General features: G+C 67.5%; 9 protein-coding genes. All 9 read right to left on the bottom strand.

The window, feature by feature from the left end; translation table 11 throughout:
* Positions 1–73: 73 nt before the first annotated feature.
* Entirely contained in the window at positions 74–1,126 is a 1,053-nt protein-coding gene (locus B9Z01_RS04520) for an adenosine deaminase (protein WP_085481012.1), read from the bottom strand.
* Positions 1,127–1,242: 116 nt separating this feature from the next.
* Positions 1,243–2,268 carry a xanthine dehydrogenase accessory protein XdhC gene (gene xdhC, locus B9Z01_RS04515; protein WP_085481011.1) on the bottom strand — a complete coding sequence of 342 codons (1,026 nt, stop codon included), beginning with the start codon at positions 2,266–2,268 and terminating at the stop codon, positions 1,243–1,245.
* On the bottom strand, positions 2,249–4,819 hold the full coding sequence (xdhB, locus tag B9Z01_RS04510; RefSeq protein ID WP_085481010.1) for a xanthine dehydrogenase molybdopterin binding subunit: 2,571 nt from the start codon (positions 4,817–4,819) through the stop codon (positions 2,249–2,251). The genes xdhC and xdhB overlap by 20 nt, the downstream gene beginning before the upstream one ends.
* Positions 4,819–6,444: a xanthine dehydrogenase small subunit gene (gene xdhA / locus B9Z01_RS04505; protein WP_208625849.1), complete on the bottom strand. Its 1,626-nt coding sequence runs from the start codon at positions 6,442–6,444 to the stop codon at positions 4,819–4,821. The genes xdhB and xdhA overlap by 1 nt, the downstream gene beginning before the upstream one ends.
* A gap of 378 nt (positions 6,445–6,822) precedes the next feature.
* Positions 6,823–7,332, bottom strand: a complete 510-nt coding sequence (locus B9Z01_RS04500; protein ID WP_085481008.1) for a disulfide bond formation protein B — start codon at positions 7,330–7,332, stop codon at positions 6,823–6,825.
* A gap of 248 nt (positions 7,333–7,580) precedes the next feature.
* Positions 7,581–8,960, bottom strand: coding sequence for an amidase (locus B9Z01_RS04495; protein WP_085481007.1), 1,380 nt, complete (start codon positions 8,958–8,960; stop codon positions 7,581–7,583).
* Between the two features lie 54 nt (positions 8,961–9,014).
* Complete coding sequence (locus B9Z01_RS04490) at positions 9,015–9,695, bottom strand: GntR family transcriptional regulator (protein ID WP_085481006.1); 681 nt, start codon at positions 9,693–9,695, stop codon at positions 9,015–9,017.
* A gap of 103 nt (positions 9,696–9,798) precedes the next feature.
* Positions 9,799–11,139 (bottom strand): MFS transporter, encoded by a 1,341-nt coding sequence (locus B9Z01_RS04485; RefSeq protein WP_085481005.1) that lies wholly within the window; start codon positions 11,137–11,139, stop codon positions 9,799–9,801.
* Positions 11,140–11,183: 44 nt separating this feature from the next.
* Positions 11,184–11,870, bottom strand: a complete 687-nt coding sequence (locus B9Z01_RS04480; RefSeq protein ID WP_085481004.1) for a DUF2848 domain-containing protein — start codon at positions 11,868–11,870, stop codon at positions 11,184–11,186.
* Positions 11,871–12,119 lie beyond the last annotated feature (249 nt).

Here is a 12,119-nt window from a genome sequence, read left to right as displayed (position 1 = left end):
TTTGAGTTAATGCATTCGAGTCGATGCTTTTGAATCAAAGCTTTCGAATCAAAGCCTCTCGGTCAAAGCCGCGTCAGTGCGCACGGCTCTGCTGCCAGTGCGCGTCGAGCTTCGCGATCAGCGCACTGCGTTCCTCGGGCGTCACGAACGACGCTTCAAAGCCGTTGCGGATGATCGTGTAGACCTCGGCGTCGCCGAGCTTCAACGCATCGATCGTCGCCAGATAGTTCGCGTTCACGTAGCCGCCGAAGTAGGCCGGGTCGTCGGAATTCACGGTCACCGCGACGCCGCGATCGAGCAGGTCCTTCAGCGTGTGTTTGGTCAGGTCGTCGAACACGCAGAGCTTGAGGTTCGACAGCGGGCACACGGTCAGCGCGACGCGCGTGTCGGCAAGCCGCGAGACGAGCGCCGGGTCTTCGATGCTGCGCACGCCGTGATCGACGCGATCCACCTTGAGCACGTCGAGCGCTTCGTAGATATACGAGGGCGGGCCTTCCTCGCCCGCGTGCGCGACGAGTTTCAGGCCGAGCGCGCGCGCCTTCGCGAACACGCGTTCGAACTTGGAAGGCGGATGGCCGCGCTCGGACGAATCGAGACCGACGCCGATCAACCGGTGCCTGTACTGCTCGAAGAGCGGCAGCGCTTCCTCGAAGGTGGCGAGCGCGTCTTCTTCGGACAGATGCCGCAGGAAGCACAGAATCAGCTTGCTCGACATGCCGCGCTGTTGCGCGTCGGCGAGCGCGCGTTCGATGCCGGCCACGACCGTTGCGATCGGGACGCCGCGCTCGGTGTGCGTCTGCGGATCGAAGAAGATTTCACTGTGGATCACGTTGTCGGCCAGGCACCGTTCGACGTAGGCCATCGTCATGTCGTAGAAGTCCTGCTCGTGCAGCAGCACGCTTGCGCCCGCGTAGTAGATGTCGAGGAACGATTGCAGGTCGGTGAACGCGTACGCGGCGCGCAGCGCTTCGACGGAGTCGTAGCCGAGCTTCACGCCGTTGCGCTGCGCGAGCGCGAAGATCAGTTCGGGTTCGAGCGAGCCTTCGATGTGAATGTGCAGCTCGGCCTTCGGGGCTCGCGCGGTTTTGTCGGCGAGCGGGGGCGGGGTAGCGGTGGCGGTATTCATCTTCGTTATGGATTCTGTTGGAGCGGGTGTCGAGGTCAATGAGGGTGCCAATGGGGTGCAAATTGGGATGCCAATAAAGGGCAACGCGCCCGCCGGTCCGGCTGTCGCGCGCCGCTTCAGACCGTCTGCGCCGCGCGGCGCGCACCCGCGTTCGCCTCGACGGCCTGCAGCACCTGCGCGGCCGCCGAAATCGCAATGATCTCGGGCGACTTGTCGACGATGCCGTCGACGCCGAGCGGGCACTTCATCCGCGCGATCTGCGACGGATCGATGCCGCGCGCCGCGAGCCGGTGCTCGAACTGCTTGCGCTTGCTGTGCGAGCCGATCATGCCGAAGAACGCGAAGTCGCCGCGCCGCAGGATGCGCTCGGCCAGTTCGAGATCGAGCGTGTGGTTGTGCGTCATCACGACGAAGTACGTATTCGGCGCGGCTTGGTCGATCGCCTCGTCGGGCGCGTCGTTGGCGTCGATCGTCACGTTCGGCGCATGCAGTGCTGCGAGGGCCGCGGGCGGCGGAAACTGCGCGTCACGTTCGTCGACCCAGCGCACCGTGCACGGCAGCGTCGCGAGCACGCGCACGAGCGCCGCGCCGACGTGGCCGGCGCCGAACAGCACGACGGCGAACTCGCCGGGCGCGATCGTTTCGGTGAGCAGCGCGCTGCTGTCGTCGAAACCGGCACCGTCCCAGAGCAGGCAGTCGGCGGTGTGGATGCCGGGCTCGGGGTCGGACAGCATCACCGCATCGGGGGCGGGGCCGAATGATATGCTACGCACCGTCGATTGACCCGCCGCGAGCCGCTTCACGAGCGACGTGATCCAGCCGAGATCGCCGATGTCGAGCCGCTCGAACGCGAGAACCACCGCGCCGCCGCAGCACTGGCCGAGGCTCGGTCCAAGCGCGAAGCGTTCGAGCCGGCGCGTGTGCGGCGCGCGCATGCCGTCGCGCAGCACCTGGCGCGCGGTCTCGATCGCCTTCCATTCGAGGTGGCCGCCGCCGATCGTGTGCTTCGCCGCTTCGCGCGTGACGATCATCTTCGTGCCGGCCTCGCGCGGCGCCGAACCCTCGACGCGTGCGACGGTCACGAGCACGGCGGCGTCGCCATGGGTGAGCAGTTGTTGCAGGTCAGTGAGCCAGGCTTGCATCCGGCGGTTCTCCATTCGGGGCCGCGCGGGGTGTCCGTGCGGCGGGTTGCGTGCGGCCGTTGGCGCTTGCGGATGATGTTTCGGATTCGGCTGCGGACTCGGCTGCGGATTCGTTCGCGGACTCGGCCGCGGGCGTGCCCGGGTTCCCGCTCTGCAACGCCTCTAGCGCATCGAGTATCGCCTCGGGCGTGGCCGGCGCCCGCAATGGCGGAGCATGCTGCGCACCCGGCACCGCGGCGGCGATCGCATCGCGGATCGCAAGGAACACCGAGAACGGCAGCAGCAACGGCGGCTCGCCGACCGCTTTCGAGCGGAACACGGTCGGCTCCGCGTTGTTGTTCTCGTAGAGCCGCACGTGGAACGCGGCGGGCGTGTCGCTGACCGCGGGAATCTTGTACGTGGACGGCGCGTGCGTCATCAGGCGGCCCTCGCGGTTCCACCACAATTCCTCGCTCGTGAGCCAGCCCATGCCCTGAATGAAGCCGCCTTCGACCTGGCCGAGATCGATGGCCGGATTGATCGACTGGCCCGCATCATGCAGCACGTCCGCACGCACGAGCTTCCATTCGCCGGTCAGCGTGTCGATCACGACTTCCGACACCGCCGCGCCATACGCGAAGTAATAGAACGGATGACCGATCAGCGTTTGCGCATTCCAATGCACCTTCGGCGTCGAGTAGAAACCGTCCGACCACAACTGCACGCGTGCCAGATACGCGGCGTTGACGAGCTGTTCGAACGGCATCGCGCCGCCGTTCGCGGACACGGTGCCGTGCGCGAACTGTACATCGCCCGCCTGACCGCCGAGTTGTTGCGCAGCGAGTTCGGCGAGCCGCACGCGGATCGTTTGCGCCGCCGCTTCCGCGGCCTTGCCGTTCAGATCGCTGCCGGTGGAGGCCGCGGTCGCCGACGTGTTGGCGACCTTCGACGTATCGGCGGCCGTCACGCGCACGCGCGACAGCGGCAAGCCGAACTGATTCGCGACCACCTGCGCGACCTTCGTGTTGAGCCCCTGGCCCATCTCGGTGCCGCCGTGATTGACGAGCACCGAGCCGTCCTTGTACACGTGGACGAGCGCGCCGGCCTGATTCAGAAACGGCACGTTGAACGAGATGCCGAACTTGACCGGCGAAAACGCGAGACCGCGCTTGAGCACCGGGCTCTTCGCATTGAATTCGGCGAGTGCCGCGCGGCGTGCGCGATAGCCGCTCGAATCGAGCAGCGCTTCGGTGAGCGGCGCGATGATGTTGTCTTCGACGCGCTGACCGTATGGTGTCGTATCGCGCTCGCCGATGCCGTAGTAGTTCGCGAGCCGCACGTCGAGCGGATCGAGCTGCAACTCGCGCGCGATGCCATCGAGCAGCACTTCCATCACGAGCGCGCCCTGTGGGCCGCCGAAGCCGCGAAACGCGGTGTTCGACTGCGTATTCGTCTTGCAGCACAGCGCGACGATATCGACGTCGGACAGGTAGTACGCGTTGTCGAAGTGGCACACCGCGCGCGTCGCGACCGCGCCGGAGAGATCGGCGGAGTAGCCCGCGCGCAATGCGATCTCGACGCGCACGCCGAGCAGGCGCCCGCTGTCGTCGAAACCCGCTTCGTATTCGTAGAGCGCGTCGTGGCGCTTGCCGGTAATCATGAAGTCGTCGTCGCGATCGGCGCGCAGCTTGACCGGCCGGCGCAGGCGCTGCGCGGCGAGCGCGGCCACGCACGCAAAGAGGGCCGATTGCGATTCCTTGCCGCCGAAGCCGCCGCCCATGCGCCGACATTCGCACAAGACGTTGTGCGCGGGCCAGGCGAGCATATGCGCGACGACCTGCTGCATTTCGCTCGGATGCTGCGTCGAGCTGTAGACGAGCATGCCGTCCATTTCCTTCGGCACCGCGTAGGCGATCTGGCCTTCGAGATAGAACTGCTCCTGGCCGCCCACTTCGAACCGGCCGCTCAGGCGATGCGGCGCGCCGGCGATTTGCGCGTCGGGCTCGCCGCGCCGCAGATGCAGCGGCGGCAGCACGAATTGTTTCGCGGCCTTCGCGTCGGCCACGCTGAGAATCGCGTCGAGCGGCTCATAGCGCAGCACGTCGCCGCTGTGCGCGAGCGCGGCCGCGCGGCGCGCGAGTTCGTGAGTCTCGGCGATCACGGCGAATACCGGCTGGCCGAGATACAGCACTTCGCCGTCGGCGAGAATCGGATCGTCGTGCAGCACGGGGCCGCAATTGTTTTCACCGGGGATGTCGTCGGCGGTCAGCACCGCGATGACGCCGGGTGCGTTTCTGACCGCGTCGAGATCCATCGAAACGATCCGCGCATGCGCGTGGCGCGAGAGGCCGAGCGCCGCGTGCAGCGTGCCGTGCAGCTCGGCGATGTCGTCGGTGTAGGCCGCTTCGCCGCTCACGTGCAGCGCGGCCGATTCGTGCGGCAGGGGGACGCCGATCGATGCGTCGTTTTGCCCGGTAGCGTGTGCGTTGCCTTGTGCGTTGCCTTGCGCGTTGCCGTGGGAATCGGCAAACGGGCCGCCTGTGCGTTCGATAAAGGCATCGGTGCGGTTCATCACGGCGCCTCCTTCGCGACGGGCGCGTCGAGTGTACCCGATACGCCTGGCACCGCCGCTTCGAACGCGAACGCATTCACGTCGCACAGCGCGAGCGGTGCATCGTCGCGCGTTTCGAGATAGAAGCGCCACAGCAGATTGCGCGCGACTTTCAGCCGGTACGCGCTCGATGCGCGCATGTCGGTAAGCGGCTGGTAATCGGCGGCGAGCGCGTCCATCGCGCGGCGCACGGTCGATTCGCTCCATGCCGCGCCGTTGAGCACCGCCTCGGTTTGCGCGGCCCGCTTCGGCGTGGCCGCCATGCCGCCGAACGCGATGCGGGCGGAGCGAATTTCGCTGCGCGCTTCGCCGTGATTCTCGCTGTGACTTTCGCCGCGAATTTCGCCATGACTCTCGCCATTTTCGCCGATGCGCAGCGCAAACGCCGCGCACACCGCCGAGATGTCCTGGTCGTAGCGTTTCGACACCTTGTAGGTGCGAAAGCGCAGATCGCCTGCCGGGCGCGGCACGCGCAGCGCCATGACGAATTCGCCCGCCGCGAGCGCGGTTTTCTGATAACCGGCATAGAACGCGTCGAGCGGTAGCGTGCGCGTCGCGCGCTCGCGGCGCAGCACGACTTCGGCGCCGAGCGCGAGCAGCGCGGGCATCGAATCGCCGATCGGCGAGCCGTTCGCGACATTGCCGCCGAGCGTGCCGGCATTGCGGATCGGCCGCGATGCGAAGCGTGTCCACATCTCGGCGAGTTCGGGGTAATCGGCGGCGAGCGCCGCGAACGCGTCTTCGAGCGTGACGGCCGCGCCGATCGTCAGCGTCTGCGCGTCGCGCGCGAGCGTCTTCAGTTCGGCGACGTTGCCGACGTACAGCATGTCGCCGAGATCGCGGAACTGCTTGGTGACCCACAGGCCGACGTCGGTGCTGCCCGCGACGATGCGTGCAGCGCTGTGTCGCGCGCGCAGCGTCGCGAACGCGTCGAGCGTGAGCGGGGCGTGAAAGGTCGAGGATCCGAACGCGGCGCCGCGTGCGTCGGGCGCGCTGTACTCGAAGGTGTCGCCGCGTTGCAGCGTGCGCAGCGTTGCCACGACCGCCTCGCGGTCGAGCGCGACGCGCGGGTGCTGCGCGTAGTCGAACATCTTTTGCGCGGCGTCGATAATCGGCCGGTAGCCGGTGCAGCGGCACAGATTGCCGGACAGCGCGGCGTTGATTTCGTCGCGGGTCGGCAGGCCAGCGCCCGCCGGCTGGTTTTCGTAGAGCGCCCACATCGACATCACGAAGCCGGGCGTGCAGAAGCCGCATTGCGAACCGTGGCAGTCAACCAGCGCCTGCTGCACCGGATGCAGCGCGCCGTTGGCGGCGCGCAGGTCTTCGACGGTGAAGAGGGCGCGGCCGTCGAGCGTCGGCAGGAACTGGATGCAGGCGTTGACCGCCTTCAGCGCGAGGCCGCCACGCGCGTCGAGTTCGCCGATCACGACCGTGCACGCGCCGCAATCGCCTTCCGCGCAACCTTCCTTGGTGCCGGTGCAGCGGAGGTCCTCACGCAGGTGCTGGAGCACGGTGCGCGTTGCCGGGACGCCCGCGACCTCGCGGACGGACCCCTGGTGATAGAAGCGGATGGTTTGCGTTGTCATAGAGAACCGGAAGACATTGCGGACCGGGCGCGCGTTACGCATGGGGTCGCCGAAGCCGGCCTCGCGCACGTAGATCGCCATCCATATCCGACAATAGCACTACGCGGTCCAGAAAATATTTCCCGGATCACATGAAGCTTATTCGGCGGCAGTCATGCCCTTTATACGATTCGCGCGGCGGCGGGAAGTTGCGTGGGGGGGAAAGACGGTGCGGGGAGGCCGGCGCACCGGCGGGAGGCGAGGGCGGGAACAGCGGGAACGGCGGAAACAGCCGGGACAGCGCGAACAACGGAGATAGTGCGAGGGCCGGCAAACCGGACGCCAACCCGAACACCAACCCCGGCAGCGCCCGCCCCCGTCCAACCAGGTCGGCCCGACTCAGCTAATGCGGCGGCGGTTGCGAACCAGGCTCAATACAAGCGCAAGAAACGCGACGACGAACCCGACCAGCGACCACATCGGCAGCGTAAGGCCGAGAATCGGCGGATAGGCGGTTTCGCACAGGCCGGCGACCTTGAACACGCCCGGCAGCCAATGCGCGGGCGGCAGGCTGTCCACGACCGGCTGCAGCGCGTCGAAGCCGCAGCTGAAGCCCGGATTCGCCTGCACGTAGACGTGCCGGACCGCGGTCACGATGCCGGCGAGCGCGGACAGCGCCGCGAGCACTTCGAGCAGGCGCACGCCGCGCCAGTTGTTAAAGCGCGCGCCGAGGAACGCGAAGATCGCGATCAGCAGGAAGAAGTAGCGCTGGATGATGCACAGCGGGCATGGGTCTTCGTGCAGGAAAAACTGCAGGTACAACGCACCGCCCACGAGGGCGAGGCAGATCAGGCTAAGCAGAACCAGCAGGGAGCGCTCGCGGCGCAGCATCGCGGAGTCGTTGTTCATCGGTCGTCAGTTTGTCTGGAAACGGAAAAGGCGGGTGCCCGCGATTCTAGCGCGAAGCCCCGCCCTCCCGCTTATCGCGTAATAGCGCGCGCGGCCGCCTGGCGTAGCGCGCCGCGTCCAATGCCGCGCGCCGCGGCATTGTGCCGTCTGGCGCGTCGCATCGCCGCTGCGCGAACTGGGTCGCGTTCAATGAACCGCGCGTCGCTCAGCCAATCGCGCCGTGCCCGGCGACCGCCCCCGCCTCGTGCCTAGCGGATCGCGTTGAGCACCGCCTCCGCCGCGCGCCCGATCGCGAGCAGCGCATCGTCGGCGTGCGGCGCGCCCGCTAGCATCAGGCCGACCGGCGCGTCGCCGCGCAGATGGCACGGCAGCGACAGCGCACAGCTATCGAGGAAGTTGAACGCGCTCGGATTGCGCAGAATCAGCGCGTTGGTGCGGCCGAACGCGTCGTCGTCGTGGAGCAGGTCGGCCAGACGCGGCGGCACGACCGGCACCGTCGGCGCGACGACCGCGTCGAAACGCGGCCACAGCGTGCGCGCGGCTTCGTCGAGCATCGCCTCGCGCCCGGCGAGCAGGTCCAGATAGTCGACGGCGCTGGCCGGCTCGCCCTTCATGATGCGCACGAGCACGCGCGGATCGTACTGGTCGCGATGCTTCTCGAGCAGCGGGCGGTGCCACGCATACGCCTCGATCGGCGAAAAGCCGAAGCGGTTGACCTCGGGCAGGCGGTCGAGCGGCGCGAAACGCACCTCGCTGACGATCGCGCCCGCTGCTTCGAGATGCTTGAGCGCGGTGTCGATCGCGCGGGCGACTTCGGCTTCCACGCCGTCGGTCACGAAATTGGTCAGCACGCCGAGGCGCACGCCTTCGAGCGGCCGCGCGGCCGGAATGCGCGGTTCGAGCCCGGCGAGCATCCGGTCGACGAGCGCGCAGCACGCGACCGAGACGCCGATCGGCCCGAACGAATCGAGCGTCGGCGAAAGCGGTACGCCGCCCTGTTTCGGGATGCGCGAGGCGGTCGGCTTGAAGCCGGTCAGCCCGCACAGCGCGGCCGGAATGCGGATCGAGCCGCCGGTGTCGGTGCCGAGCGCGATCGCGGCCATGCCGTCGGCGACCGAGGCCGCCGCGCCCGAGGACGAGCCGCCCGAAATCCGTTCGTCGCCCTTCACGCCGCGCCGGTATGGCGAGAGCGGATGGCCGTAGTGCGGATTCAGACCGAGCCCGGAGAACGCGAACTCGCTCATGTTGGTGCGCCCGACGATCACCGCGCCGGCCCGCTTCAGACGCGCGACCGCGACGGCGTCGGCCTTCGCGGCGGGGGCGTCGGCGAGCACGACGGAGCCCGCGCGGGTCGGCTGGCCTTCGATGTCGAACAGGTCCTTGACCGACACCGGAATGCCGGCGAGCGGCGAGAGCGCGGTGCCGGCCGCGCGCAGGCGGTCGTGCGCATCGGCGGCGGCGCGGGCGGATTCGGCGTCGACGTGCATGAATACGGAAGCGCCCTGGCCCGCCGGATCGGCGATCCGTTCGAGCGCGGTTTCGACGAGCGCGCGGCTCGTGGTGCGGCCGGCGGCGAGATCGGCGGCAAGCTGGGCAAGCGGCGGGAAGGGGGCGAATTCAGTGGCCATGATGTTCGTTCAGATCCGGTTGAAGCGGGTGAAGAGTGATGAGGCGCCGCGCGCTCAGATACGCTTGAACAGCGTCGCGCGAAACGCCTCGATATGCTTCTGCACCGAGCGGCGCGCGCCTTCGGCGTCGCGCTCGCGCAGCAGGCGAAACAGTTCGAGATGCTCCTCGTGAACGTCCTCCAGATGATGCGGCTCGGACAGCGAAATGAACCAGAAGCGCAGCGAACGCTCGTGCAGTCCGCGCAGAATGTCGGCGAGCACCGCGTTGCGCGAGGCCGCCGAGATCGCCAGATGAAATTCGCGGTCGATGTCCATCATGCCGCCGACGTCGTGCGCGGCGACGCACACGGCCGAGCGCTCGAGCAGCGCCTGCATCGCGTCGTAGTCGTGCTGCTGCGCATGACGCGCGGCCAGCTCGACGCAGTAGCTTTCGTTGACGAGCCGCACGTCGATGATCGCGAGCACGTCTTCGAGCGACACTGGCCGGACCATGATGCCCTTTCTCGGCATGATCGTCAGCATGCCCTCGTGCACGAGCCGGTGCAGCGCCTGGTGCACCGGCGTTCTGCCGATGCCGGTCAGCGCCATCAGCTCCGCCTCGTTGAGCACCTCGCTCGGGCGCAGGCGCATCGTGATGATTTCGCGCTTGACGAACTCGTAGGCCTGTTCAGCGAGGCTTCCCGCCGCGGTTGCGCGGGCGGGCGGAGAGGGACGGGCAGTCTGCGTAAGCGTCATGGATGGAGCGAGCGGGCGATGTCGTCCGCATTGTAGAGCAAGGTTTTGCGCGCGCGGCGCGTGGGCGTCCCGCGCCTGTGGGGGCGTGTTTCATGCCCGCCCGTCATGCGCGCCCGTTCGCATGCTGCACGTTCACGCGCGGCATCAGCAGCGTGACGAGGCCGCCCACGATCAGCGCCCCGGCGATCAGCACGAGCCCGAGCGTCACGCTATGCGTCGCGTCCTTGATGATGCCGAGCACGTACGGGCTCACGTAGCCGGCGAGGTTCGCGATCGAGTTGATGACCGCGATACCGGCGACGGCCGCCGTGCCTTGCAGGAACGTCGTCGACATCGACCAGAAGATGCCGAAGCCCGCGAGGATGCCCACATAGGCGATCGACAGGCCCGTGACCGCGAGCGGAATCGAATGCGTGACGGACGCGCTGCCGAGCAGCCCCGCCGCGCCGATGAAGCAGCACACCGCATAGTGCCAGCGCCGCTCGCCCGTGATGTCCGACGAGCGGCCGATCACGATCATGCCGATACCGGCCGCGAGATACGGAATCGCGGTCACGAAGCCGTTGGTGACGAGGTTCGTCACGCCGAGGTCCTTGACGATCTGCGGCAGCCAGAACGAGAAGCCCGCGTTGCCGGTGACGAGGCAGAAGTAGATCAGCGTGAGCATCCAGAAGCGGCCCGAGCGCAGCGCGGTCCCCAGCCGGTGTTCGGCGCCGGCCGCCGCGGCCGCGCTGTTTTCCCGCTCGAGGCGGCCCATGATGACGCGCTTTTCGTCGGCGCTGAGCCACGCGGCTTCGGACGGCGTGTTGCGCAGCACCGCGAGCGCCCAGATGCCCGCCAGGATCGACGGGATGCCCTCGATCAGGAACATCCATTGCCAGCCGCGCAGGCCGTGCGCCTCGTGCAGCGCCGACATCAGAAAGCCCGAGAGCGGCGCGCCGATGATGCCCGCGACCGGAATCGCCGCCATGAACACCGCGACCATGCGCGCGCGGCGGTCGGACGGAAACCAGAAGGTCAGATAGAGCACCACGCCGGGCACGAGCCCGGCCTCGGCCACGCCGAGGAAAAAGCGCAGCACGTAGAACATCGTCTCGCTGCGCACGAACATCATCAGACACGAGAGCAGGCCCCACAGCATCGTGATGCGGGCGATCGTCGCGCGGGCGCCGAATTTCTTCAGCAGCAGATTGCTCGGCACCTCGAACACGAAGTAGCCGAAGAAAAAGATCCCCGCGCCGAGCCCGTACGCCGCGTTCGAGAGACCGAGGTCGCCCGTGAACTGCAGCTTCGCGTAACCGATATTGACGCGGTCCAGATACGACAGCACGTAGACGAGAAACAGGAACGGCATGATGCGCCACGTGATCTTGCGCAACGCGGCGGCTTCGAGCCACGCGTCGGAAGGGGCGGCGGCGCTAACGGAAAGCGAAGGGGTGCTCATGGGGGTGTCTCGTTCAGCATTATTCGACGCGTTGATTCGACGCGTTACTCGATGATGGGCAGCGCCCGCACGCGATACGCGTGGCGCAGCGTGCGGTTCAGCACGGGGTCGTGCAGCTCGAGTTCGAGCGCATCGCCATCGGCCATGCCGACGATGCCACCTTGCACCGCGAGCGTGCCGCAGAACATCGCCGCGCCTTGTTCGAGCGGCGCGCGCGCGAGCAGATCGGCGGCCGGCAGCAGCGACGCGACGCTGCCTTGCTGGTAGACGCGCCGCGCGCCGCCGGCGAGCGCATAGGCGCGCATTTCGAGCTGATCCCAGTGGCCGGCCACGTCGTCGAAGAGCCACGCGTCGCGCGCGAGCGGCTTCGGGCAAACCTGTTTGGAGACGGTTACGCCGTAGGCCTCGACTTCGCGGTCGGTGTGATCCGAGCCGATCGTGACGAGCAGGCCCGCCGGCGTTTGCAGCAGCACGCATTCGGCTTCGCCGCTCGACTTGACACCGACCACGTCGATCTGTTCGGCCTGCGTCAGCAGTTCCGCGCCGAGCCGGTAGAAGCACGGCGTGGTCGACGGGCGTTTCACGCCGAGCTCGGCCAGCTCGGCAATGTGGTGCTCGATCGCGGCCTGGTCGCGGCCCGCCCAGCCGGCGATCGTCAAACGGCTGACTTCGACGTGCTCGGTGCGGCGGCGGCCCGCGCGGTCTTCGAGATTGAACGGCAACGACTGCATGGCTGGCTCCGATAAAAATATGCGCCAAATATTATTGTGATATTTCACTGATGTCCAGCGTTTCAAAATTAAGCCGGATGAAAGCCGGCGCCTCATAGCGGCGCGACTCGCTGCAACGGCGCGCGGGCGGCGGCACCGGGCCTTCCGGGCGGGCGATCCGCGCGTCAGGCCGCTCAAATATTCAGTCGAACCACGCTCAGGGAGCACCGCTTCGTTTGTTAAACTGCGGTTAGAGATTACTTTTTGTAA

Source organism: Paraburkholderia susongensis, assembly GCF_900177725.1.
In the GTDB taxonomy this organism is placed as follows: domain Bacteria; phylum Pseudomonadota; class Gammaproteobacteria; order Burkholderiales; family Burkholderiaceae; genus Paraburkholderia; species Paraburkholderia susongensis.
The sequence above is the reverse complement of the archived record's forward strand: the minus strand, read 5'-3'. Positions and strand labels throughout refer to the sequence as shown.